Annotated in this window: 17 protein-coding genes, 2 tRNA genes and 8 pseudogenes; 7 read left to right on the forward strand and 20 right to left on the reverse strand. The window is 58.9% G+C overall.

The window, feature by feature from the left end:
* Window positions 1-49: 49 nt before the first annotated feature.
* From OKQ63_RS25405 to OKQ63_RS25430, 6 genes and pseudogenes are all read right to left on the reverse strand, one after another.
* Window positions 50-880, reverse strand: a complete 831-nt coding sequence (locus OKQ63_RS25405; RefSeq protein ID WP_264214742.1) for a universal stress protein — start codon at window positions 878-880, stop codon at window positions 50-52.
* Between the two features lie 28 nt (window positions 881-908).
* The gene (locus tag OKQ63_RS25410) at window positions 909-1,244 is read right to left on the reverse strand and encodes an aldehyde dehydrogenase (RefSeq protein ID WP_264214743.1); all 336 of its coding nucleotides are present in this window, start codon (window positions 1,242-1,244) and stop codon (window positions 909-911) included.
* Between the two features lie 23 nt (window positions 1,245-1,267).
* Window positions 1,268-2,554, reverse strand: a complete 1,287-nt coding sequence (locus OKQ63_RS25415; protein ID WP_264214744.1) for a sulfite oxidase — start codon at window positions 2,552-2,554, stop codon at window positions 1,268-1,270.
* Between the two features lie 872 nt (window positions 2,555-3,426).
* Window positions 3,427-3,756: a DDE-type integrase/transposase/recombinase gene (locus tag OKQ63_RS25420; protein ID WP_264214745.1), complete on the reverse strand. Its 330-nt coding sequence runs from the start codon at window positions 3,754-3,756 to the stop codon at window positions 3,427-3,429.
* A 94-nt stretch (window positions 3,757-3,850) separates the two neighbouring features.
* Window positions 3,851-4,012: pseudogene (locus OKQ63_RS25425) on the reverse strand (IS6 family transposase); the annotation flags it as partial.
* 194 nt (window positions 4,013-4,206) lie between these two features.
* Entirely contained in the window at window positions 4,207-5,532 is a 1,326-nt protein-coding gene (locus tag OKQ63_RS25430; RefSeq protein WP_264214747.1) for a Fic family protein, read from the reverse strand.
* Window positions 5,533-7,642: 2,110 nt separating this feature from the next.
* Here OKQ63_RS25430 and OKQ63_RS25435 point away from each other — a divergent pair.
* Window positions 7,643-8,726: pseudogene (locus OKQ63_RS25435) on the forward strand (IS5 family transposase).
* 67 nt (window positions 8,727-8,793) lie between these two features.
* On the opposite strand, the gene OKQ63_RS26215 reads toward OKQ63_RS25435, so the two are convergent.
* The 3 genes from OKQ63_RS26215 to OKQ63_RS25450 all read right to left on the reverse strand — a co-directional run bounded on the left by OKQ63_RS26215 (window position 8,794) and on the right by OKQ63_RS25450 (window position 9,910).
* The gene (locus tag OKQ63_RS26215; protein WP_350356327.1) at window positions 8,794-8,970 is read right to left on the reverse strand and encodes a DUF1153 domain-containing protein; all 177 of its coding nucleotides are present in this window, start codon (window positions 8,968-8,970) and stop codon (window positions 8,794-8,796) included.
* 775 nt (window positions 8,971-9,745) lie between these two features.
* Window positions 9,746-9,832, reverse strand: a tRNA-Leu gene (locus OKQ63_RS25445).
* 2 nt (window positions 9,833-9,834) lie between these two features.
* Window positions 9,835-9,910, reverse strand: a tRNA-Ile gene (locus OKQ63_RS25450).
* 155 nt (window positions 9,911-10,065) lie between these two features.
* Between OKQ63_RS25450 and OKQ63_RS25455 the strand changes: the two genes are divergently transcribed.
* The 4 genes from OKQ63_RS25455 to OKQ63_RS25470 all read left to right on the forward strand — a co-directional run bounded on the left by OKQ63_RS25455 (window position 10,066) and on the right by OKQ63_RS25470 (window position 12,956).
* The gene (locus tag OKQ63_RS25455; protein WP_264214748.1) at window positions 10,066-10,284 is read left to right on the forward strand and encodes a hypothetical protein; all 219 of its coding nucleotides are present in this window, start codon (window positions 10,066-10,068) and stop codon (window positions 10,282-10,284) included.
* 477 nt (window positions 10,285-10,761) lie between these two features.
* Complete coding sequence (locus tag OKQ63_RS25460; protein WP_264214749.1) at window positions 10,762-11,364, forward strand: TetR/AcrR family transcriptional regulator; 603 nt, start codon at window positions 10,762-10,764, stop codon at window positions 11,362-11,364.
* A gap of 1,013 nt (window positions 11,365-12,377) precedes the next feature.
* The gene (locus OKQ63_RS25465; protein WP_264214750.1) at window positions 12,378-12,587 is read left to right on the forward strand and encodes a hypothetical protein; all 210 of its coding nucleotides are present in this window, start codon (window positions 12,378-12,380) and stop codon (window positions 12,585-12,587) included.
* Between the two features lie 135 nt (window positions 12,588-12,722).
* On the forward strand, window positions 12,723-12,956 hold the full coding sequence (locus tag OKQ63_RS25470) for a DUF6429 family protein (RefSeq protein ID WP_264214751.1): 234 nt from the start codon (window positions 12,723-12,725) through the stop codon (window positions 12,954-12,956).
* Between the two features lie 144 nt (window positions 12,957-13,100).
* Here the strand turns inward: OKQ63_RS25470 and OKQ63_RS25475 are convergent.
* The 11 genes and pseudogenes from OKQ63_RS25475 to OKQ63_RS25525 form a co-directional block, all read right to left on the reverse strand.
* A pseudogene (locus tag OKQ63_RS25475) lies at window positions 13,101-13,424 on the reverse strand (ATP-binding protein); the annotation flags it as partial.
* Between the two features lie 33 nt (window positions 13,425-13,457).
* Window positions 13,458-14,706: pseudogene (locus OKQ63_RS25480) on the reverse strand (IS256 family transposase).
* Window positions 14,707-14,812: 106 nt separating this feature from the next.
* Window positions 14,813-15,275, reverse strand: a pseudogene (locus OKQ63_RS25485) (ATP-binding protein); the annotation flags it as partial.
* A pseudogene (istA, locus tag OKQ63_RS25490) lies at window positions 15,265-16,804 on the reverse strand (IS21 family transposase). The pseudogenes istA (OKQ63_RS25490) and OKQ63_RS25485, both read right to left, overlap by 11 nt.
* A gap of 108 nt (window positions 16,805-16,912) precedes the next feature.
* Window positions 16,913-17,293 (reverse strand): annotated as a pseudogene (locus tag OKQ63_RS25495) (IS6 family transposase); the annotation flags it as partial.
* A 48-nt stretch (window positions 17,294-17,341) separates the two neighbouring features.
* A pseudogene (istA, locus tag OKQ63_RS25500) lies at window positions 17,342-18,010 on the reverse strand (IS21 family transposase); the annotation flags it as partial.
* Window positions 18,011-18,292: 282 nt separating this feature from the next.
* On the reverse strand, window positions 18,293-18,424 hold the full coding sequence (locus OKQ63_RS25505) for a hypothetical protein (protein WP_264214752.1): 132 nt from the start codon (window positions 18,422-18,424) through the stop codon (window positions 18,293-18,295).
* Complete coding sequence (locus OKQ63_RS25510; protein ID WP_264214753.1) at window positions 18,396-19,700, reverse strand: amidohydrolase; 1,305 nt, start codon at window positions 19,698-19,700, stop codon at window positions 18,396-18,398. The genes OKQ63_RS25505 and OKQ63_RS25510 overlap by 29 nt, the downstream gene beginning before the upstream one ends.
* Window positions 19,697-22,066 (reverse strand): TRAP transporter permease, encoded by a 2,370-nt coding sequence (locus tag OKQ63_RS25515; RefSeq protein ID WP_264214413.1) that lies wholly within the window; start codon window positions 22,064-22,066, stop codon window positions 19,697-19,699. The genes OKQ63_RS25510 and OKQ63_RS25515 overlap by 4 nt, the downstream gene beginning before the upstream one ends.
* A 154-nt stretch (window positions 22,067-22,220) precedes the next feature.
* Complete coding sequence (locus OKQ63_RS25520; RefSeq protein WP_264214761.1) at window positions 22,221-23,066, reverse strand: TAXI family TRAP transporter solute-binding subunit; 846 nt, start codon at window positions 23,064-23,066, stop codon at window positions 22,221-22,223.
* Between the two features lie 261 nt (window positions 23,067-23,327).
* On the reverse strand, window positions 23,328-24,218 hold the full coding sequence (locus OKQ63_RS25525) for an MBL fold metallo-hydrolase (protein ID WP_264214275.1): 891 nt from the start codon (window positions 24,216-24,218) through the stop codon (window positions 23,328-23,330).
* Window positions 24,219-24,307: 89 nt separating this feature from the next.
* Between OKQ63_RS25525 and OKQ63_RS25530 the strand changes: the two genes are divergently transcribed.
* Together OKQ63_RS25530 and OKQ63_RS25535 are read left to right on the forward strand one after the other, a co-directional pair.
* Window positions 24,308-24,568 (forward strand): MarR family transcriptional regulator, encoded by a 261-nt coding sequence (locus OKQ63_RS25530; RefSeq protein WP_264214754.1) that lies wholly within the window; start codon window positions 24,308-24,310, stop codon window positions 24,566-24,568.
* A 22-nt stretch (window positions 24,569-24,590) separates the two neighbouring features.
* Window positions 24,591-24,794 carry a MarR family winged helix-turn-helix transcriptional regulator gene (locus tag OKQ63_RS25535; protein ID WP_264214755.1) on the forward strand — a complete coding sequence of 68 codons (204 nt, stop codon included), beginning with the start codon at window positions 24,591-24,593 and terminating at the stop codon, window positions 24,792-24,794.
* The last annotated feature ends 137 nt before the right edge of the window (window positions 24,795-24,931 follow it).

Here is a 24,931-nt window from a genome sequence, read left to right on the forward strand (position 1 = left end):
GTGACGAGCGGGGCGCCTGGGTGCCCCGCCAGCCGGTCCGGTCCGTGGCTTACTTGGAAAACAGGACCGGCAGCTTCGAACGTTCCAGCAGTTCGCGCGTGGCGGCACCGATCACGAAGTCATAGGCCCAGGAATGCCCGAAGGCGCCCGCCGCCAGCATGTCGGCGCCGCATTCCACCGCCACCTTGACCAGCATGGAGCCGGTGTCCAGCGCGGTCCGCTCGCGGTCGATCAGGGTCACGGCATGCCCGTGCCTGTCAAAAGCCGCAGCTATGTCCTCGCGGCAGGCGAGCCCAAGGCCGCCGTCGCCGATGTGGAGGATCGAAATACTGGCACCGGGCTGCGCCAGAGCGCGGGCATAGTGAGCGGCGCGGATAGCCTCGCGGGTATTGCTCCAGCCGATCAGGATGTTTGTGCCGATGGGGGCGGGGGGCCAGCCGTCCGGGAGGATCAGAACTGGGCGCCCGGAATGGCGGATCAGCTGTTCCTGCAACTGCCGATTGCTGTGCCTCGAGCCCTTCTTCGGGCATTGCCCCGCCAGCACAAGGTCCGCAGCGGCCACATTCTCGAGCAGAAAGTTCTCCGCGCTTTCGCTGCCCAGCGGCTGCTGGCGGAAATCGGACAGGAAATCCCGCCCCGCCACGGCAGCCTGAAAGGCCTCGGCGATTGCCACTGCTTCCTGCCGCTGCCATTCGGGGATGAATGCCGCGCCATAGCTTACAAGACTGCCTTCGGTGCCGGCAAAGGGTACCTGGGCTTCCATCGGCAGTACGCCGGTCAGATGGGCGCCGGTGCGGCTGGCCATATCCGCGGCTGCAGGGATGAGCCACTGCGCCTCTTTTGCCGAAAACAGCGCAACCGCCAGGGATTTGATTGTCATCGCTTTACTCCTTGCTGCTGGGTCGCTCTCAGCGGAGCGGGAAATTTGGCCGGTCCGTGTTGTAGTGGGCAGAGAGGTAATCCAGGATGATCCTTCGCTCGTCAGGGTCGAGTTCGGACATGCCCTGCTCCTCGGTCATCCAGTCCAGCAAACCGCTCCAGCCTTCGCGCGTCTTGCCCTGCTGGGCGACGATCATCTCGGAATGGCAGGCGGTACAGGCATAGTAGGTTTCCTCCGCTCCCTCTGCCGCGACCAGCTGGCCGAATTCGCTGTCCTCAGAAACTTGGGCCTGTGCCTGTGAAAGCGCGCTGCACAGGGCGGCACAGGCGGCTGCAAGCCTGAGCCGAGCTTGGCGAGAGCCCATCCCTGATGCCGGATGCCCGGGCATCAGCTGACCCGCAGGCCGACACGGTGCATCCGGTTGTTCAGATAGCCCTTGGGATTCCAGTCGATGGCGAAACGCTGCATTTCGTCGGCGCTGTCGATGGCGCGGGCCCAGATCTCGTAATAGCCGGCAACCGGGAAGCGCACGGTGCTGCGCCAGTTCTGCCAGGCGCCTTCATTGACCGGCGGGTCCAGCTCTGCTGCCTGCCAGCTGGCCCCGAAGTCATAGGAGATGTCGAGCCGGTCCACCGTGCGGTCGCCGGACCAGGCGTGGCCGCGCACCTCTGTCTCCATCCCGGACGCGGCGCCGTTGGCGGGGAAGGTGATCAGCGATTTTACCGGCATCCGCTCGATAATCCGGAAATCCTCCTTGGGCACGTCGTCGCCCGGGGCCACCGGGTACGCGGGCACGCGGTAGGAAGTGCCGGTCATCTTGGGACCGTCATGCACCTGGTCGCGCAGCTCGATCCGGGTCAGCCATTTCTGCGAGCAGGAGCCGGGCCAGCCCGGCACCACCAGCCGCAGCGGGGCACCGTTCATCGGGTGCAGGTCCACCCCGTTCATCGCAAAGGCGATCAGCACGTTGTCCGTCAGTGCCTTGGCAATCGGCAGCCCGCGCGAGATCGGCAGCTTGTCCGGATCGCCAGAAAGATGCCCGTCCGCCCCGTAGTGCGCGGTATAGACCACGTTGTCCTGGACGCCAGCCGCCTGCAGCACATCGCGCAGCCGCACCCCGGTCCATTCCGAGCAGGCTACCGCGCCGTAGGTCCACTGGTTGCCGCTGGCCGGCGGGTCGAAGAAGGCCCGCCCGTTGCCGCCGCATTCCAGAGTCAGCGCCAGCGTGACCACTTCGAAGCGGTCTCTGAGGTCCGCAATCGAAAGTTCCAGCGGGCTGTCTACGAAGCCGTCAACCGACAGCATCCAGCCTTCGGGGCTTGTGTCATCTGGCGCGAGCCCGTTGTTGCGGATGAAATGGCGTTCTGTCGGGGTGATTGGGTCATCCAGCAGCTCCGGCGGCGTCTCGGCATTCAGCGGGCGGTCATTCAGCAGGGTGAGACCGTCCTTGCCCGCCAGCCCGTTTTCGCTGGCCATCGCGGCCGGGAAAAACCCGTTCGGAAGGTTGCGGTGAAACGGAACCGCCATGCCTGCCACGGCGCCAAGGCCAGCCAGGCCTGCGGTTTTCAGGAAGCGGCGGCGGCCAGGGCCGGGCGCCACACCCGCTTTTTCGGCGTCCCGCTGGGCCGCAGGCCGTTTTACTGCATCAGGTTTCAGCTTGATTTCCGAGGCCATGAGTTTTCTCCCTTTTTTCAGATGAAGGCTGGACCACCGGGTGTCAGCCGCACGAAGGTGTGCCTGGGCCGCATCCGGGATACCGCTCCACACACCCGTGCTGCGCCGCCGCGGAGACCATTGCAGATATTTGACCACGCGCCTGTCTCCGGTGCATTGATGGCGGTTAATGGGCTTAAATCGGTGCAAGCTGTCATTTTAGCACCGGCAGGCCGGTCCAATAGCGGGCCCATTCGCTTTCACGGCCTCTCACCACTCGGCGGCCTTCCGACACCCCTGCCGCTGTGTCACCACGGCGAATTGCATTTCGGGCTCATCCTTGAAGTTGCAGAAGACAAGCACCCAGTCCGCGGTCCGCCCAAGCGCATGCTCGCGCAGAGTTGGAAAACAGTAAGGTCAAATGCCAGCCGCCGCACGTGAGGTGGAGGACGGGCAGCCAGGCCTCTTCTGCAGGGTTGAAACGGCGCGGCGCTATCTTGCGCAGCTTTTCCCGGTAAATGGCATCTGCTTCAAGTAGCAGCTGAACTGGAGGTTCGTGCACGCCGCGGCGCGGAGTCCTGATCCGGCGGATTGCTTCAAGCGGGTCGGACAGTGCGGCAAGAATTGCACTGCGGCGTCGCGGGCCGAGACCGGAGACTTTCATCCTGGAATCTCGCAAAGCAATTTCCAAGTCCTCCAGCGTCTGGGCGTCGAACTGTCCGGTGAATCTGCCAGCAAGCGCTGGCCCTATGCCCGACACTGTTTGAAAGAATTCTTCCGGGCCGGTTTCCCCCGGAGGCGGTCAAGCTGTTACCATCGTCCTATGGTCAGGATTTCCGGGTCCGTTGTTATAACGGCAGAGGGGTGTGTTTATCGCCGGCTGTGCTCGCCTGTCACGCAGCCTTCTGGAACAGTTTGGAGATGAAGGTGATCTCGTTGATCACCCCGGTTTCACAATTCTCAAATTGGCCTTTTCGAATGGTGCGGAAGGTTTCGATGCCAGCGAGCGCGGCCTTGGCTCCGGCCAGCGTCTGGAACCCGCGAATGGGACGCAATCGCTGCTTCAGTGCGGCATGATCACTCTCGATTCGATTGCTCAAATACTTGCGGTCAACGTTGCGGATAGCATTTTCAGGCCCGAGGCGGCCGTTGATCTCGCCGATCACCTTTGCATAGCTGTGCGCCTTGTCGGTGACGATTGTAAGCGGCTGATAACAGCGCACGGTGTCCCGCGCTTGGCGCAGAAATGCCCTTGCAGTCCGCGGCAGGAGCGGTGTCGGGCTTGGGCCCGCTTCCGGATTTCGGGACCAAACTTTACACCCATCGGTGAACCGTCGAGGCATCAACTGCAACGCCCCGCTCAGCAAGCATATCCCGTACGTCCCGGCACGACAGCGGGTAGCGGCAGTACCAGCGCACCGCCAGCAGGATGACCTCGCGCGGAAACCGGTGCCGCTTGAACGGATTGCGCCGGGACATCGCTCACTCCTCAGCTAGGGCAACGATGTCACTGACATCTCGATGGTTAATGCAATGGACCCGTGCAGAGGCACATACAGCATCCAAGCCCGTCTGAACCGCACGGGGAACCGAGCGGTTCAGGAAAAGAAACATGAAACTAGTTTGTAGCCCGGTCGTGCAGATCTAGATAGTCTGTGCTGGGGTGGAGGAATTCACTCGGAAGACCAGGCTGCTTCGTAGGCCTCTTCGATGAGGACGACTTCCTCTTCGGTTAGTGCCGAGAATTCCTTGCGCAAGGCGCGCCTGGATAGCTTACCATTGCCTTGTTCCAGAAATCCTCGCAGCAGATCCACCATGCGTGCCGGCAAATCCAGTATCTCATCGACACTGGATTTGAACCGGTCATAGCGCTCGATGTAGTCGATTTCTTTGGGGAGATCCTGTTCAACCGTTTCTCTGACGCAATCGGCGACGAACTCGGCATGCATGGTGCTGTCGAAGAAGCGGTAAAATACCGCCGTGTCTGACAGGACCTTCACATTACCTTGGGCAGTGGGCTTCCAGTCGATGAACTCCATCATCGGCCCCGACACGGACTTTAGGACTTCGCTGTATTCCTCGATGCGCCGGTAAACCACGACGCTGATCGGGAAGACCAGGCCCGCTGGATTGAACCCGCCACGGGCCAAGACATGGTGCAGCAGATACCGGTGAAGACGACCGTTCCCATCCTCGAAGGGGTGGATATAGACAAAGCCAAACGCCACCGCGGCCGCCACCACCATCGGATCAACGCCGCCCTTGAGAGCCCGGGCTTCATAGAGCGCAATTCCGTCCAAAAGGTCTGCCAGATCCTCATGCCGGGCGCTGATATGCACCGGTTCCGGGAACTTTCCGTCACGGGTGTGACCACCAATAAATCCGCCCTCCTTTCGAACACCCATCTTCACGAAGCGCGCATCTTTCAAGACAATCTGTTGGAGGCGCTCAAGCTCGCCGTTCGATAGCTGATGGCTTCCTGCCTCTCCGATCGCACGCGCCCAGCGGGCGGCACGCTGGGGGCCGGGCTTCTCCTGCTCGATCGCAAAGGAGGCCTTGGAATCGTCCAGCAGCAAGAAGGCCGCGGCGCGCGACACGATATGTTGGGGCGCCTTTTCGGTAACCTCCCTTGCCCGAGCCGGCAATTGAAGCGCGATCAGTTGGTTGAGCCTCGAAGACCTCTGCACGAGCGGACAAAAGGCCGGAGTGCCAGGCAGGTTGTCGATGATTTTGTGGCGCGCCGATCGCTCTCCGGAGTTTATGGTGAAATAGATGTCTGGGTCGAGCGCTGGCTCATACTTCACCTTCCCCAGATCGGGCAGGTCCAGCTTCTCGTCCGTCAGCCATTCCCAGAAGAACCAAAGCCGACGCGCAAAGAGGCCAGTCGCTCCCGCCAAGGCCCGGGAGATTTCGGAAGAGTCCGCAACCCTGGTGGTCTCATGCATGACCCACAGATCAATGCCTTCGTTCTTGATGGCAAACATAAGATGATCGAACATGGTCTCACCTGGCCATTGCTGCGATCGGAATATCTCCCACTCAGGCTCGGATCGTCGTTCGTGGCGATCGGAGACAAGAGACAGGCGGCGTGGCATGGGCACGCGAAGGCCGAGCTCGCTGACCAGCCAGCCATATCCTGCAATCCGGCCTGGGCCGGGAAGTTTCCGTCCATAGAAATTCATCACCGGGCCTCGAAATCAGTCACTGACTGAGAAAACGCTTAGATTTTCTTCACCTTCGTGGCAAGATCACCCGTGAAGAAAACCTTCACTGCATGTCGTTTTTCTTCACTACTTGTACCATCTTGTCGGATTTCTTCACTGCATCCGCCGCTTGGGCACCGAAAAGTTAACCGACGAGGCGCAAAATCCGGGCTGGTTTTTTTATGTTCAGACGGCTTCGAGTTGAGCGATGTCGTGCCACGTAACCTGCTGCAACCACACAAACTTTACGGTGCCCCTTCTGTCCCAGTCGGTCTGCTTTGTTACGAAGTTCTTGTAGTGGAAGTAGGGCAGGGGGGAACTACTTTGCCGTTAGGGCGGCGTAGCATGAGGACACAATCCAAGAAGTGGCCGCCTGAGGAATGCACACTACCCCAATGGGAATAGTGAAATGTGACGATTCAATTACTGTTAGAGCTCGATCCGAGTTATCTAGCGGCTGGGCTGGTGATGGGTCTTGCAGTCGGGGGCGGCCTTTATGCCAGGTAGTCAAAAGAGAAGAGTGATCTTGCTGTCCAGGCGGAGAACAACTGCGTATCATGGTTTGAAGAGGACAGGAGCTTAGGCGGATTTGGTTCTTTCGCTGTCGACCGCTGGGAGAAAGATGGCCGGATCGTAGTCGAAGCCGGCTTTGACAAGATTGGAAGTTCGTACAAGTCCAGGCTTTGTGTGTTCAACCCGAAAACCAGTAGGATGAAGGCGCCTACCAACTTCGGCCGAGGCAGGTGGGAGTAAAGAGACAAGTCTATCCGAAGGTATCCCTTTTTAGTAACAAGTGCTGTCAGCACCAAAACGGGGCAGGCGGCAAATGTGAGGGGAAGTGTTCAGGATCCGCAATACCCTGGCGTCCGCCCCTTGAATGGCCCTGCGTGCCGCTGAGGCTCGATATAGACCCCCTGCGGGTCGTAGCGCTCGCAACGCCCGCACTGTCCCTCAGAAATCAGCACAGCACCAATGTCACGCCCATCAGGCAAGCTGCAGCGGCCAACCTCTCTGTCATGGGTCTTTTCGCCCGTCAGAGCGCAGGAGACAGGCCCCTGATGCACAAGCCGCGTGACAGCGGCGGTTGCGCTCTCTCCGAGAGCTGTTCCGCGCTCGTTGCAATTCAGCCCTTGCAGCCGCACGGGTACGCCAGACACCTCAATCGTGTCACCGTCCCGGACGTGGGTTACAGGGCCAGTGAGTGTGTTGGCATCGTCCTCGGTTAAGTTGCATGCCGACAAGGCAGCAAGAAAGACTGCGAAAACCGTGTTTGCGATGAGTGCGTTCGAGAGCATTTGGGACCAGTGGATTTCAGGCTTTTTCAGGAGGCAAGCGCCTCTACTTCCCAACACATAAACGGGTTATCATGCTGTATGCAAAGCAGACTTTGATTTGACTTGCGGCAGGAGGGGCAAATGCCAGGACCGACGCCGGGAAACGGAGCCACAAAAGTTGGTGCAACCGGCTTGGCGACATGCGTCGTTCGGAAGCAAGGCGTACCGATCCTGGACCTGTCGTTCTTCATGCCGGGCGGTGGGCTAGAGATGCGGCAGATTAAAAGGCGCCCGCCATGTGGCAGCGTCCTCGCCCGCAGCCGACATACATCACTGCACCCAAACCGCCGCCGGTCAGCTTTGAGCTGACGTTTCGGCAATCAAGTCAACGCAACTACAAGACCAACCAGGAGGTCGAAATGACAACAACTTAACACAAGACCCGCAGGGCGTTTTTGCAAGGTGCACCTGTAAGGGCATGCGGCGCCACAGCCGCACGCACAGCGCATTGAACCATCGAAAGGCCCGCAGGCCAGCAAGGCCTTTCGATGGTTCAATGCTGGAGGCCTCCGAAAACTTCTGGCCGATACGCGGATGGCGTGATTCACTGTTCCTGTTGGGTGGAGGGGATCATGGCGCAGCAAGCAGGGTTCTGGAGTGTCGATGACCGGTTGGCGGCAATCTCGGCGGGTGGTGACCCGCTTGAGACCCTGAATGCCACGGTAGATTTCGAACGTTTTCGGCCAATCCTGGAGCGCTCGGCTGGCAGGCCTCGTAGTCCGAAAGGGGGCCGCCCCTCGCTGGACGTGGTGCTGAAGTTCCGGATGCTGGTGCTGCAGAGCCTTCACGGCCTCAGCCTTGATGCGACCGAACGGATGGTCCGAGACAGGTTGAGCTGGATGCGGTTCTGCGGGCTCGGCATCGCCGACACCGTGCCGGATGCAAACACCCTTTGGGATTTTCGTGAGGCGCTCATCAAGGCCGGTGCCCTCGATGAGCTTTTCCAAGAACTAGACCGCGCAATCAACCAAGCGGGTTTCATTCCGCGCGCCGGGCAAATCATCGATGCCAGCCTCATTGCGGCCCCCCGCCAGCGCAACTCGGATGGCGAAAAAAGCAGCCATCAAGTCGGGCAAGACCGCGCAGGAGATTTGGTCGGACAAGCCTGCGAAGGCGGCGCAGAAAGACACCAATGCGCGCTGGACCGTCAAGTATTCCAAGGCCAAGACGCGAGCCGACGGTAGCAAGCCCGTGGACCTCGCCATCCCGACCTTCGGCTACAAGAGCCATATCTCCATCGATCGCCAGAACGGGATCATCCGCCGTCAGATCATCACCGACGCGGCTCAGCATGATGGCGCCCGCCTGCGCGAAGGTCTGATCCAGACAGCCAACACGGGGCGCCGGGTCTGGGCGGATACCGTCTACCGGTCCGCCGAGAACGAAGCCTGGCTCGACGCCAACGGCATGGTGAGCGAAATCCATCGCAAGAAGCCCCGAGGCCGCCCCATGTCGAAACCAACATCCCGGGCGAACGGCCGGAAGGCCGTCGTCCGCTCAAAGGTCGAGCATGTCTTCGGGCACCAGAAGGATCGCATGGGTCTCTTCATACGCACCATCGGCCTAGCCCGCGCCAAGGCGACGATCACGCTTGCCAACATGGTCTACAACATGGGGCGATTGCGGTGGCTGCTCAGCCGAAGTGCGCCCGCCTGACACCCAAGGGCTGAAAAAACAACTCATCCTCTCAAGCTCAACCGCGGCAGCGGACACATCAGGCCGTTCAAAGGGCTCGCGTCAGGCAACACAGCAAGTTCTCGGAGGTCTCCTGCTTGTTACGCCGGGTAACTCTCAAGTCTACCTCGCCGTTCCGTTGATAAGCCGAAACCCACCCCTTCAATTCTTCTTTGGAAAGCTGGTAGCGGGCAATGGCCTCACCCTCTTCAATCAGACCGGAAATAACCGCCTTTGCAACGGCAGCCTTGCGGGATGCGACCCAGCGGGCGGTTTGGGCGGGGGGGGGAGGTCTTTGGTGCTGATGCGCTCACCGTTTGGCAGTGTTGCGCTTTGCCCCTGAATGATGCTGAACTTCGACAACTTCTCGGTTCCATGTTAACTCAACTTGGCCCGGATGTTTGCACAGACAGGGTCTATTTTCCGTTAAGGGACCCGCGGGATTTGAGGGGAATTTACTCCTTTCCATCCGGCGCTAACCATTGCAAGCGCATCCCTTACCCTTGTGGCAGGTGTACGACCTCGAGATGCAGCTATTGCCGCAGGCTTTCCCTTTTCGGCACACCTTGCAGCAGGCAGCGAGGTACACAGTTCCCTCGCGCTGCTGGTTGACTGTGCTCCAAAAAGTCTCTGCCGGGCTTGGCGACGTTTGATGCGGTTGCTGCCCTGCTGCACCTGGCAGCGCAGCACCCAAGCACAGAGCAATCGCTGAAATCCCGCAAATTACATTCTTCATGAAAGGCCTCACAATAAATTACTCGCAGTCTCGCGGAGATGAGGCAGTTTGAGAACAGGTTATTTCCGTGAATCTTACCTAACGCTGACAGGCAGTGCTTGCCTGACCACTAGGACAAATGCCTCGAAACGTGGAGGGGATTGCTGTCCTTACGGATGGCCTCGGAATGCTGAGGTATCAAAACTCGTAAGTGGGACTTCTAGTGGGGCCAGCGAAGGTGGTAGTCAGTCAAGATGATGGTTTTATGTATTTTTCATGGAAAATATGGTGCCCGCGGCCGGACTCGAACCGGCACGGCCATGTGGCCAGGAGATTTTAAGTCTCCGGTGTCTACCTATTCCACCACGCGGGCTCTGGTGCGTGTGGAGGGATTTGAACCCCCAACCAAAGCGTTATGAGCGCTCTGCTCTAACCGTTGAGCTACACACGCAGATACTCGCGCAGGTTATGGTCAGGTAAGCCGGGCTGCAACAGGAAGCATGCATTTCGGTTCAATGAGCTATTTATGTTGCAGAACCAAGGTGAGATTACCTTCCGCAGCGCCACAGAAGCAACTGAGTATGTATCTTGAAGAGGGCCGTCTGAATGACAGAGCACGAGCGGCAGGTTCTGCGTTTCATTTATGGGAGAGGGCTGGAGTTCAGCGTTCAACCAGATCGGATGCCTGCATCAATCAGGACTTTACTAGAGAACGGCTTAATTGAACGCGGCCGGGATCCTGCGGGCGATGCCGGTTCAACTGTTTACCGTGTCACGGCATGGGGGCGTACCTTGCTGGGCGTGGCCAATCAGGCCGTTCAGTAACTAGGGCACGTGCGCTGATGCCACCCGGGCTCCCGGGAGGCGGAATGGTTGCCGCCACCGAGCTTGACTGTATTTTCTCACCTGAGGGCCGGTTTTTGAGAGTGACGAAATCCGCGTGAGTTGTGCGGATTGGATGCTTTAGTTGACAGGGCAGGGGAGCGGTGGGCGGTGTCAGCGCACCGTAGTCATCGCCGCCTGCCCAGCAATCCGGTCTCAAGAAAAGGGGGATGGCGGTTGGGTTAGCGCTCGCTTGCCTGGAAATCAGCAGCCCTGATCGCTAATGCGCGCTAGGCTAGAAATCTGGTGCGTAGATAATTCGAGCTGTGAGAGGATTGCATGTACCCCGGGCTTTGTGGTGAGTGCACGCTGCTGGTGCTGGGGTAACAAACAAGGCATCATGGAAAAGACGTGGCCAAGTGTCCAGCCAGGCCACTCGCCATCCCCTTAGGCCGTTGAGTTCGAGTGGACAGAAGCAATATGGTATTCAGAAAGCGGAAAGCCGTTCTGGATGGGGGCCGTGCGGTTTTCTTTGCGCGCGGTTACGCTGGGGCGAGCATGGACGAGATTGCTGACACCGCCGGTGTGTCCAAGGCCACCATCTATGCTTACCACGACAGCAAGGAAGCATTGTTCACGGCGATTGTTGAACGAGACTGCAAAAAACTGATGAGTGATGTTGAAGGAATCGTTTCCGATTGCGATGACATGCGGCTGACCCTGAATAAACTGGCTGCCCGCTTGATTAACTTTACGCTCGATGAAGACTTTCTGTCGCTTTACCGTATCTGCATTGCCGAAGCGCATCGCCAACCGAAGATCGCCCAAGCGTTCCATGCTGCGGGCCCCGGCTTCGCCCGCGGCCTTATTGAACGATACCTGGAACGACAAGCCCAAAGCGGGGCGCTTTTGCTTGACTGCGCGGCTGCAGCGGCAGAGCAGTTCATTCAGCTCAGCTTTTCCGGCTTGATGGTGGACAGGCTGCTTGCCACCGCAGGCCAGTCCAGTGCCGCCGAGGCTGCAAAGCGCGCGGAACTGGCGGTGAACGCTTTTCTCGCCATTTATGTGCCAAGGTCAGGGTGACCGAATTTGGCAATGCCAGTTGTTGAAGTTCTTATTCGCACGGTATTTCACATCGGACCTAAGGGCTTAATCGGTTCAATGTGGCGCGGTGCGTTTTTGATTACAATACGACGCCAACCGGAAGAACCTGCCGGCCGATCAAAGCGCTTATTCAAAGCCGGACTACTTTTCTGCTGGCGACCGCGGTCCCTTCTGCAAGCCGTTGCAACTGAGCGTGCTGCGAAGATGAATTTGGTCGGAAGGGTATCACCCAGGATCCCACCTATCATCGACAGAAGCTTGCTGCAGCGGGCAAGGGAAAGGGGGGAAGCTGACGTTATGGCAAGGTTTTCGTCTTTAACGGGGAATTGTCGGGGTTGTTGATCAGTTACTGGCCACATGCATCAAAGGAGGAGGCGCGATGCCGTATGAGGATGGGATGTCGATTAGCTACGATGAGCTAACGGGAACTGTGACTGTGTGCTTTAGAGGCATAAAGGTTGTGTTGCCCCAAGGCTATACCAGCCGCGTCGAAGGTATCGCTGCAGGTGAGGATTGGTGCCGAAAGTACGGCTGGTCTGGATAGGAGTGCAATGCATGACGAACGTGACAGAGTTCGAGTGTGAATGCGGCCATGTGGAGGCGGTGCCGACCAGATACGAGGCGCTTCAGAGCTATAATGGGTGCGCGGTCTTTGTTTGTCCTAGCTGCGGGGGCGGGCAAGAGTGTTTGGTGCTTCCGAAGCAGTTTTTTTTTGAGGGCGAAGACGCCAGCGCAAAATCCAAGTAAGGAGCAATGGCATGGCAAACAGAGTGAGGTTTGATCTTAAGTGCGCCTGTGGCCACAAGGGTGAAATCCTAATCAAGGAAAATGATGCTCCATTTTCAACGCCCTAAGAAGATTATAGCCTGTTGGGGTTCGAGGGTGGCACGCACTACGCAACACCTCATTGTAGCCTCAAGGAGGCAATAAAAGCGATGAAGCCTGTCTGTCCAAGATGCGGACAATCGGTATCCAAGTAAGGAGGAACGTATTTGATTTACCAATTGTTTGTTGACGGCGCTCTTGTCGCGAAGGGTTGCAGAACACTGGACGAAGCTAAGGCGTATGCCGATGAGGAAATTTGCAAACAGCGTTCGTGCCGGATTGTTGCCATCGGCCACGGGGCCACATTGCCCACCCCCACTCAAGAGTGGTTTTATGACGGCGACGTGCAGGACTGGGTTCAGAGTAATCCGAAATAGGAGAGTGGGCGCCATAAGGCGCCCACAGAGGCTTAATCTAGATAGACCTTTGGAGCGTTACGTAGTCTAGATAGACCGTAAGGCTCCGGCGAAGACCGCGGTCCCATTGGCTCTGTGATGTGATACCCGTTGTTCATGGAGATCGACGAGGACAAGGTTGACGACGCGGTTCTGGGACTGCTCTGGTTGACGCTGCATGATGAGTGTCGCGCCTGGAAGGGAATGGACTGGTCGGCACTGGATCGATTGCATCGGAAGGGTTTGATCCATGACCCGGTTAACCGGGCCAAATCTGTAGTGCTGACCGATGAAGGGCTACAGCGCTCAAAAGCCCTGTTTCAACGGTTGTTCACGCGGCCGCCGCAGTAACGCCCTCACGGGCTTTCCAGTTCCAGGGCAGAAGTTCCGGCACGCGCGAGACGGGCATGGTGTTGATTTCCGCTGAGATCTGACCCGGGATTTTCATCGAGAACTGACCCGCCTGATAGTTATGTTCTGGTGGTTATGTCTGGGTCAACGGCTCTTTCCCTCCTGTTCTGATTTTGCGGCGGCGGAACTGGCTTTGAAGCGGTAGCTGTCGTTTCCGGTTTCCAGGATGTGGCAGCGGTGGGTGAGCCGGTCGAGGAGCGCCGTGGTCATCTTGGCATCCCCGAAGACGGCGGCCCATTCGCTGAAGCTGAGGTTTGTCGTGATGATCACGCTGGTGCGCTCGTACAGCTTGCTCAGCAGGTGGAAGAGCAATGCGCCTCCGGATGCACTGAATGGCAGGTAGCCTAGCTCATCAAGGATGACCAAATCGGCTCTCACCAGGCTTTCGGCAATCTTGCCCGCCTTGCCGAGCTATTGTCAAATCTGGTGTTTGGGCGGTCATCAAGCGGCGGCCTGATCTTGTGTTGATGGCTTGATGCCGTTGATGAAATCGACGCCTTCGATGACGTCTGCGAGATGAGCGAAGCCGCGCAGCTTGCGCCAGCTTTTCTCAGCGCATTGGCCGAGCTTGAACATCATGTGGAGCATCCCGTCCCGGCTCAGGCATCCCTTGGTGCGTTTCGTGCGGTGGCGGATGGTGGCGAACGCGCTCTCGATGGGATTTGACGTCCTGATGCTCTGCCAGTGCTGGGCGGGGAAGTCGTAGAAGGTCAGCAGTTCGTCGCGGTCCTTGACCAGGCATTCGACCGCCTTGGGGTATTTCGCTTCGTAGGTGCCGACGAACAAGTCAAACTCCTTGCGGGCATCTTCACGGGTCTCGGCCTGCCAGATGTCGTGCAGCGCCTTCTTTGCCTTGGGCTGACTGCGCTTTGGCAGATAGTTCAGAACGTTGCCCGTCTTATGCACCCAGCAGCGCTGTTGCCGGGTGGAGGGATAGACTTCCTCAAGAGCCGCCCAAAATCCCATGGCCCCGTCGCCGACCGCCAGTTTCGGAGCGTTGAGGCCGCGGCTTTTGAGCCCCAGCAGGACCTCGCGCCAGCTTTGGGTGCTTTCCCGCACGCCGTCCTCGATGGCCAGGAAATGCTTCTCGCCGCGCGCATTGACGCCGATCACGACCAGGGCGCAGAGCCGGTCATCTGTGCCGCGCAAGCCGCTGTAGATCCCGTCGGCCCAGACATAGACCCATTCATCACGGCCAAGATCGGCCTTGCGCCAGGCGTCGTACTCCTCCGCCCATTGCGCCTTCAGCCGCGCCACTGTCTTGGCCGAGAAGCCGGTCGCGTCCGGGCCCAGGAGCGCCTTGAGTGCTGCGCCCATCTCGCCCGTAGAGATGCCCTTGAGGTACAGCCAGGGCAGCGCCGCCTCGATCGACTTCGCCTTGCGGACGTAAGGCGGGACCAGCGCCGAGCGGAACGCCACAGGCGCGCCCGTCTTCGAGCGCACCTTCGGGATCTGCACCGTGACCGGGCCGATCCCGGTCTGCACGGCGCGTTCGGGGTGGTGTCCGTTCCGAACAACCGCGGCCCGGCCCTCCGGGGTGCGGTGTTTCGCAAATTCGGCCAGGAAAAGCGTCCAGCTCCGCCTCGACCGCCGTTTGCAGAAGCTCCCGCGCGCCCTTGCGCAGAAGATCCGTCAGCGGGTCCGACACGGTGTCTCGACCGGCAAATTCGATGATGGTAGCGTCATTCATGGTGGTGCGTCCTCGATGGTTGGTGGTTTGTTTGGCGACATCAAACCAACCAGATGCACCGCCAGCTTTCAAACCGCCCAAACACCAGATTCAGCCATAGCTGCGCCTTGCCTGCGGCCTTTTCCTGTTCAAGGGCGTTGACCAGCTCAACGGTTGAGAAGAAGCGGACCTTCTTGCGGTGGTGCTCGATGGCCTGAACGCCGATGGCGGTGGCAATATGGCTTTTCCCCGTTCCCGGCCCGCCGATCAGGACGATATTGTGAGCACCATCGAGGAATTCGCAGCGGTGCAGCTGGCGGACCAGGGGCCTCGTTCACCTCACTGGATGCAAAATCAAACCCGGATAGGTCCTTGTAGGCCGGAAAGCGGGCCACCTTCATGTGGTAGGCGATAGACCGCACTTCGCGCTCGGCCATTTCAGCCTTCAGCAGCTGAGCCAGCATCGGCTGGGCGGCATCGAAGGCTGGCGAGCCCTGCTCCATCAGGTCGGTGACGGCCTGGGACATCCCGTACATCTTGAGACTGCGCAGCATGATGACGATTGCGGCGCCGGCTGGGTCATGACGCATGGCGGTTCTCCCCCTCGCGGGCATGGCTGCGCAAACCATCATAGCGATGGACGTCGGCCTTGGGCTCCTTGTGCAGCGTCAAGGCCTGCGGGGTCTCCACCTCCGGCGCCGCAAGCGGCTTCCCATCAACCAACCGGTGCAGGAGGTTCAGCACATGCGTCTTGGTCGGCACACCGGCTTCCAAAGCGAGCTCTACAGCTTGGAGGACGGCCTGCTCGTCGTGGTGCAAAACGAGAGACAAGACATCCGCCATTTCCCTGTCACCGCCCGGGCGCTTGAGCATCAGTGTCTGGAGCGACCGGAAGGCTTGGGGCATTTCCGTGAAGGGGGCTCCATTGCGCAGCGCTCCGGGCTTTCGCTGCACAACTGCCAGGTAATGCCGCCAGTCGTAGACCGTTTTTCCCGGCGCGCTATGCGATCTCTCGATAACCCTATGGTGTTCGCAAAGAATCTGCCCCTCTGCGGCGACCACGATCCGTTCCGGATAGACCCTCAAGCTGACAGGCCGGTTCGCAAAAGAGGCGGGGACGCTGTAACGGTTCCGCTCAAAGGTGATCAGACAGGTTGGGGATACACGTTTGCTCTGTTCGACAAAGCCGTCGAAGGCTGGAGGAGACGGCATCAGCACGGACGTCTCCTCGGCCCAGACGTCAGCGACGGAGCCCGGGCGCGAGCCGTGCGGGATCTCGCTCCAAAGCTCTATGCAGCGGCCCTCCAGCCAAGCATTCAAGGCCGCCAGGTCTGGATGGTTCGGCACCGGCTGCCAGAGCCGGTGGCGGGAATCCCGGACATTCTTCTCGACTTGGCCTTTCTCCCACCCCGCCGCCGGGTTGCAGAATTCCGGCTCGAAGACATAGTGGCTGGCCATTGCCAGGAAGCGCGCATTGATCTGGCGGTTCTTGCCTTTGCCGACCCGGTCAACCGCTGTGCGCATATTGTCATAAATCCCGCGCTGGGGCACGCCGCCGAAGACCCGGAACGCATGCCAATGCGCGTCAAACAGCATCTCATGGGTTTGCAGAAGGTAGGCCCGGACCAGGAAGGCCCGGCTGTGCGACAGCTTGATATGGGCAACCTGGAGCTTGGTGCGCTCTCCACCGAGGATCGCCCAGTCTTCGCTCCAGTCGAATTGGAAGGCTTCGCCCGGCTGAAACGCCAGAGGAACAAACGTCCCGCGGCCTGTCGACTGCTGAATGCGCTGACGTTCCGCGCGCCATGCCCGCGCGAAGGCCGCCACCCGCCCGTACGAGCCGGTAAAGCCAAGAGCCGCCAGGTCCGCATGCAGCTGCTTGACCGTGCGCCGCTGCTTGCGGGGGTTTGCGCAATTCCGCGGCAAGCCAAGCAGACAGCTTGTCCGCGAAAGGGTCCAGCTTGCTCGGACGCTGCGGGACATGAAACCGAGGCTCAACAGCTCCCGAACGTAAATACTTGCGAATGGTGTTGCGGGAGAGGCCCGTTCGCCTCGCTATCTCCCGAATAGACATCTGATCCCGAAGCGCCCAGCGTCGGATCACACTCAAAAATGCCATGTCGATCACTCCAATAACCCCTGCCGATAAAAGCCAGGGGCACGGTCACACATGGGTCAATTCTCGATGAAAACTTTCGCCTGTCCCGGGTCAGATCTCAGCGGAAATCAACAGTTTCCGCAAAAAACGGTGGGCGGCGGCCTTGTTGCGGCGCGACTGGATCAGGATTTCGAGCACATCGCCCTTGGCGTCAACGGCCCGCCAAAGCCAGTGGCTCCGGCCCTTGATCCGGATCACGACTTCATCGAGATGCCATTTGTCCGCCGGCGCTGAACGGTCCCGGCGGATCTTTGCGGCAAACTGATGCCCGAACCGGTTCACCCAGTCACGGATCGTCTCGTACGAAACTGAGACACCGCGTTCCGCCAACAGATCCTCAACGTCGCGCAGGCTCAGAGCGAACCGATGGTAGGCCCAAACGGCGTAACCAATCACGCTCCGTGGAAACCGGAAGCCTTTGATCCGGGACAAATCTTCGATGTTCAGCATGACAGAGAACTACCCAGCCGATGCGGCGTCAGCAACCTGACAAAGCCCGTAGCGGTCCCGGATCACGTAGTGGGACAGCATCTCGCTGAACAGCCGCGCGCGCTTGCGGGTTCCGTCAGGCTCGATCTTCGCCACAAGGCACCGGTCGTTGTCGTACAGGATCGACTGCGGAACGGCCCCGAAGAACCCAAAGGCATGGACGTGGCCATCCATCCAGGCTTCCGCTGTCGCCGCCGGATAGGCCCGGATGTAGCAAGCATCGCTGTGCGGCAGATCCAGGGCAAAGAAATGGGTCTTCTGTTTAACACCGCCGATCACTACCACTGCCTCGCCGAAATCGGCTTGAGCAGGGCCTGGCGCGTGCGTCAGAGGAACGAACACTTCGCGATGCCGCCGACCGTGCTCCCTTACATAGTCCTTGATGATGGCATAGCCGCCCTCGAAGCCATGCTCGTCGCGAAGCCGCTCGAAAATCCGCTTGGCCGTATGCCGCTGCTTGCGTGGTCTCTCCCGGTCTTCTGAAAGCCATTGATCGATGATTCCGGTGAACCCATCCAGTTTGGGCCGCCGGATCGGCGCTGAGCGCCGATAGCCAGGCGGAATCGAAAACGCCAAAATCTTCCGAACGCTGTCACGAGATATCCCGAAATGCCGCGCCGCTTCACGCTGGCTCATGCCCTCTGCGTACGCCAGTCGAACCTTGCGATATAAATCCACGGTGAAGATCCTCCCGCCCTCCCTCCGTTAAAAGAAGGGCAAAGGTGGACGACTTTTACGCCGCCTGCAGCAGAATCATCCCGCCGCTACCGTGGTCGACTTTCTCACCGCCGTTCTCAGTCCAGCAAAACGCTTGCGTTCAGCCTGCGGATATATTTGCGACACAACCCGGCTGGGAAGCGATGGCGTTTGTAGCTGATAGTCGTCGCCTGCATGCGCGGTCACTACGCCAAGTTTCCAACTCTTCCAAGTGCATCGAGTTAACGTGAAATCTCCTCCACTTCAGACCGGCGGCATTTTTTCGGGGGGGATCGGATCGACATAGGGCATGCTGCCGACCGTTTCAATGAACTCCTGCCGTACCTTCTCCAGCCGTGCCGTGTTTTCAATCAGCTCGGCTGCGGCCAGCGCCATCACCGTTGCCGCATACATCATGCCCTTGTGCCCGATGCTCATGCCGCCCGATGCGACGACCCCCCAGGAATGCGGCGATGCGTTCAGGGGCCAGCAGGTGGTGCGGATCATGCAAAAGCGGCGTTCTCCAGCCGACCTCAGCCACGTCGGTGGAGGCATGGTGGATTTTGCCGGTATCGACCTGATCGTATGTCTCCCAAATTAGCGGCGCATAGTTTGACGCAGGGGGCAGGTTCAGGATCCGGCGCTGGAAATCGGCGCCACCGGGCGGATAATCTGAGTTGATCTTGGCGGCGAATTCCATTTCCGCCTCATTGAAATCAATCGTACCAAGCTCCTGCATCTTCTCATATTGCAGATCGGCCAGTGCCTGATTGTTGATGAGGCAGGAAGTGCCGCTTTCCACCTCGGCCTCGAAACGGGTGCCGGTCATCAGCGCGGCACCTTTGGCGATATCGTTCAGCCGAGACACCAAATCCTCGACCTCCGCCGGGTAGAGCGATTTGGCGAGGTAAAGGACGGATGCGGTATCCGGCACGATATTCGGGGACTTGCCGCCATCGGTGATCTGGTAATGCAGGCGCACATAATCCTCGACATGTTCGCGCAGGTAGTTCGTGCCGATATTCATCAACTCCACCGCGTCGAGCGCGGAGCGTCCCAGATGCGGCGCGGTGCCTGCATGGGAAGCCCGCCCCTTAAACCGGTAGTGGATCGACCGCGCGCCCAGGAAGGTGCCCCGCACCGGGTAGTTGGACCAGCCGGGGTGGAAGTTGAACGCCGCGTCCAGATCGTCAAAGGCGCCGTCGCGGGCCATGTAAACCTTACCGAACCCCACCTCTTCCGCAGGGCAGCCGTAATAGCGGAGCGTCCCTGTTTGCCCGGTGGAAATCATCCAAGCCTTCAGCGCCGCAGCAGAGGCAAGCGCGCCCGTGCCGAGTAGGTTGTGGCCACAGCCATGACCGTTTGCGCCGTCCTCCAGCGCCTCCTTCGACTGCTGAATTTTCTGTGACAGTCCCGGCAGTGCGTCATATTCGCCGATAAATCCGATGACCGGACCGGATCCGTTGGACCAGCTGGCCACAAAAGCGGTGGGCAGTCCGCCCGCACCCCAAGTGATGTCGAACCCGTCCGCTTCCAGATCGTCAGCCTGGATCTTTGACGATTTGATCTCCTGAAAGCAAATCTCCGGGGTCGCCCAGATATCGTCAGCTACGCCGATGAACCGACTGCTGTTGTCGATCAGCCACCGGGCGATGTCATGTTGCTCGGTCATGGGGCCTCCCATCTGTTTTGGCCGGTATTCGATGTCTTGCCAGCCTGCCTCCAATGCCAGGCAAGTGCCAGCCCTGCGAGAATCAGAGCAGCAATCTGTATCTCGTGCGTTTTGAATAGGACGGCACCAGCTACCGCAAGACGGAGCCAGATTTCCCAGCGCGCCAGCTTTGCCCGCTCGAACCCTGCCAAGGCGCTGGACACCAGATAGAGCGCCAGTACGAGACGCAGCAGCAACCACACCAACGACAGGGTGTCGATCGTTCCGTCATAGCCGTCGAGATAGACTGAACCTGTCTCCGATCCCGTCCCTGGGGCAAGCTGGGCATAGTCAATCAGTAGAATCTCAGGGTAGAAAGCGAAAACAAAGGGAATGGTGAACACGACAATGCCAGCGCGGACAGCGGCGATGCCGGTGGCCATGGGCTCGGACTTCGAAATGGTTGAAGCCGCATAGGCTGCGATGGCCACTGGCGGGGTAATGGCCGAGGCGACAGCGAAGTAGAACACAAATAGATGCGCCGTGAACACCGAGGTCCCAAGCGCCACCAGCAGCGGACCGACCAGCAAGATAACGTTCACATAGGCGGGCAATGTGGGCATCCCCATACCCAGGAGGATGGTCACGCACATCGCTACCACAAGAACCAACATTAGATATGCCGACCCCCCCATATGGACTTCCAGACCGAACACTTGGAACACATCTGCGGTTTTCAGCCAGTTCAGCACGTCGATTGTCAAAAGCCCTGTGAAGTTGGTGAAGTTGTTGCAGATGTCGATCACCGTGACTGCGATCAGCAACAGATACATGCGTGCGGCCAGAATCCCCGCCTGCGACAGCGCGTCCAGCAATTTGGCCGGGACGGCCCGGACACCGGGGTCAAGGAACAACAAGCCGAACAGCACGACAACCGCCCAAAATCCTGTGCTGTCTGGGTCTCCGGCTCCGTTGCGGATCAGTTCGAGAATCCAAGGCATCGGCGCGCCAGAAGCTGCATCATAGCCGATCAAACGAGCCAGAAACCCAGTGGAGACCTCGTCCTTGCCGGTCAGTAGCAGGAACAGGATGATCAGGATCGGCACAAAGATCATCACGAGGTTAAGCAAGTCCTGCCGGTTGATTTTCTGATCCTCGGTGAGCTCTCCAATGGCCTCAATCCCGGATTTGCGGGCCTGGAACATCACGGTCAGAAACATGGACAGGAAATAGGCAACAGCGGGTAGGAATGCTGCCACGATCACTTCGGAATAGGGAACGCCTGACAGCGAGGCCAGAACAAAGGCCGCGACCCCCATGACCGGTGGCATGATCTGGCCGCCGGTTGACGCTGCGGCTTCGACCCCGCCAGCAAACCGGCCAGAGTAACCTGCCTTCTGCATCATCGGAATGGTCAGGGTGCCTGTACCCAGCACATTGACCACTGGTCCGCCCGAAATTGTCCCGAATGCCGCCGATCCGACGATGGCCGCATGGGCACTGCCGCCGCGCAGTCGGTATGTCGCGGCCACCGCCATCCGGATCAACGACTGCCCGCCCGCCGATGCACCGAACAGAGCACCCAGGACGATGTAGGGGAAGACTGTGTTGACAATAATGTTCAGGAACTGGCCCAGAACACCGTTCGATTCAAGTATGATCGCATTGCGCGCCGCCGCGATCGCAGTGGAATAGCTGCGTTCTTCCTCAATGGCTGATCCGATGGCGGTGGTCAGGTATGGATTGTCCGAAAGGCCGAAATACCAGATCAGCGAGGTGATCACCGTATAAGCAAGGGCCAGCAGCGCCACGACCACGATGGGGAAACCCCACATCTTGATGATGAACAGGAAAAAAACCGCGGTGCAAACTAGGAAAAACGGTAGAATCCAGTTGCCCAGTGTGGTCACGCATTCCGGCATGTCTGCGACGGGGTCGGTGCCGAACAACTCCCGGTACTCCTCGGCGCGCGCCAGGTTTTCCGCCATCAACCGCGCCCGTTCACCGTTCAACTGGTCGATCAGGCAGATATCGGGATGCTCGATCCAATATACGAGACAGAGCGCCACGGTGGTGACAAACATCAGCGTATCAAGGAAGACCCCCAAATAGAATTTCGGACGCGACTCAAGGCGCCAGGAGCTCGAAAAAGAGCTAACGGTCAGCGCAATAATCATCATCAGGAAAAAGACCATCGGAAAGAACACCGACGGATCGAATTTGCTGATTTGCTGAATGTCGGCGAAGCCCGGAATGGACCGGACAAGGTCAAGCAGGCCGGGAATATTCGGCAAGTTGTTGACCATCACCAACAGAACCAGAACCAGGCCGAGCCAAACCGTAATCCGTCTCTCGTTAAACTGCCCGCCTTCATCAAGAACCGTCATGGCACGCCTTTCTGCATCAGGGTAGAGCCTTTGCCAAGGTCTCCACAATGGACTGTCTTAAACAGCGACGGTGCCGCCGGTACTAAACAAAGAGGGTGCATACTGGGACGCACACCGCCTTTTTTTTGTAGCTCAGTTGTTCATAACCGGCCGATCACGGCTTGGCGCAATCCGGCACGTCGAAACCGGCTTCTTCCCAGGCCATGAGCGCACCGGGGTGCAGTTTGATTCCGGCATTGCAAATGCCCATGGTTTCGTTGTCGATTTTGCCATAGCGGTTGCCCGGCGCCCACGGCGTTTTGGCCAGCAGTTCGGAATTGGTTTCGATAAAGGCCGCCGTTAGCGCCTTTGCCAGATCGTTGGGCATGTCCTTGTGGACGGTGTCGCCACCGGTTGCCGCAACAGCCCGGAACATATTGTCTTCCGAGATGACACTCACATCGTCGCCATAACCCATCTCCGAGATCGCCATGATCATCGGAGATTGACCGGGGCCCTTTGCCCATTTTTGGAACGCTTCACTTTCGAACGTGGCCACGGGCACCGAGACGATGTTCATGCGGCCTGCAGAAGAATAAAGCGGCATGAATTCGGCCGGGAAGGTCGCGTTGCGAACGGCCGCATCGACACTGCCATCCATGAACAGCGAATCCGCCTGCCCCCAAGCAACCTGCTTGCCATTATAGTTTTCGCCATCCTTCAACCCGGTCGTCAACTGGATCATGGTGCGCGCCATAGTCAACGCGCCACCACGGGGCGGGCCGTTGAACACGTTGCGACCTTCCAGCTTGTCCCAGCTGTCGATCCCGGTGCTTTCGTAAGCAAATAGCTGGAACGAGCTGAAGTGGTAGGGTAGAGCAGTCGCAGGTTGGCGGCCAGTGCAGCGCCCTTTTCCTTGCCCAGCTTGCCGTAAGGTCCAAGGCCCCGCGACAAGAGCGCATAGAGAACCAGCGGCGTGCTCACGATGTCGGTCTGGCCCTCGGCGACCTGCTGAATCGATTTGGTCAACGTCTTACCGGTCTGAACCTGGATAGTGGCAATGCCGCGTTCAGCTGCGACCTCGGCCATATGGCTTGCCACCAGACCGCCAGCGCCCGTCGGAGTCGAGGTTTCCAGGGACAGCGTGATAGATTGTGCGCCAACCTGCGCCGGGACAAGCCCTGCCGCCAACACGCAGGCCATCAGAGTGGCTTTGAACTTTGATTGCATTGGCTTTTCTCCCTTTGGATTTGTTGTATCGCCGATTCTGCCGGTTAAGGTTTCACACATGGATCGTCAGCAGATCCTTTGCGATCTGCACCGGCCCGCCATAGGCCTCGCGAATGTTTTCCACGACCTTGTCTAGCTGGTCCGGCCCCATGACCTCTACCGGCATATGTTTGGATGCCAGATTTCGCACTATCGGATTGGTGCTGTCCCAATGGCCGATATGCGTTGGGACCAAGAATTTGACCCCGGCATCCCGGGCGATCCGGCCCAATTCGCGTGGGCTGGTATGGGAAAAGGTGCCGATGCCGTTCTTGGAACGGAATTCGATGGCGGCTTCGTGGAACGTCGCCTCGTGGATCAACACATCGGCATCTTTGGCAAAATCCACCATTTCCGGTAACGCGGTCGTGTCGCTGCTGAACACCAAGGTCTTGCCTTCGCTTTCCAGCTTCAACCCATAGCATTCGCAAGTCTCGGGCGGAATGTGGTCTACCGGCATCGCGGTGACCTTCAGCCGGTCGTCCACAAAGATCACGCCGGGTTTGATCGTGTGGACATCCGGGCGCAGCACTTCCAGATTGCCCTGCCGCTGCGGGTATTTCGCCCGCGCTTTGATATCGGTGTCAAATGCGCCATCTTCGAACAGGTGTGCAACCGACTCCGACGTCCCCGGGGGGCCGTAGATCGGGATCGCTCCTTGACGATCAGCCATCCAGGACCCGATCACAAAAACCGGTAGGTCCGCCGTATGGTCGAAATGCAGATGGGTCAGAAAGATGGCCTCGACCGACAGCGGGTGGATGGCGCTCTCGATCATCTTCCGGGTCGCACCCGTCCCCATGTCCAGCAGGTAGGTCTTTTCCCGGATCTGAACGGCAATCGACGTATGCCCCCGATCCGGATCAAGTAGTGCTGCGCCGCTGCCAAGTATCGTAATTTTCAAAGCTCACCCCTAAATGTGCAGATGCACCTTGTTTACTCATTTAATTTACGCTACACTTGTTGGAGATTCTATGCAACCCCGGGGGCGGCGTGACGACTTGGAGGCAATATCTGGAGGATCCAGAACAGTTCGAAGGCGCATTCCGCCTGTTCGATTTTCCAATGCACTACTTTGCAGCCATCCAGAAACGTAATCAGGTCAATCTCGGGCGCAAACTAGAAATGATCGGGCTGACACCGCTGGACTGGCGCATCCTCGCCGCACTGCGGGAAAACGGCTCCATGGCAATCAATGATCTTGCAGAAATAACCGTGTTCGACCGCTTCAAGGTCAGCCGGGGGGGCCAATGATCTGATCAAACAGGGGCTTGTAGTGCCAGATCCAAGCGCCCGCGATGGCCGTAAACGGCGCTTGATCCTGTCCGAGAGCGGGCAGAAGAAATATAAAGAGGCATTTACCCTTGTCGCTCAAGTCTATCTGGCGAATTTCGAGGGGCTTTCAGACGATGAGTTTGAACAATTGATGCGACTTGTCAGGCGGATCAGAGACAATGTCTTTCACGTTGAGAAATACTAGGATCACGCAAATCCGCCGGTCGGATGACCCACTCCCAGCAGAGTTGCCATTTCCAGTGTGGTCCCCGTGCACACCAGCCCCGTTCAATCCGGTCATGTCTGTCAAGGGGGATTGCCAAGTTGTCTGGGTGTGATTGA

The organism is Leisingera thetidis (assembly GCF_025857195.1).
Classification (GTDB): Bacteria; Pseudomonadota; Alphaproteobacteria; order Rhodobacterales; family Rhodobacteraceae; genus Leisingera; species Leisingera thetidis.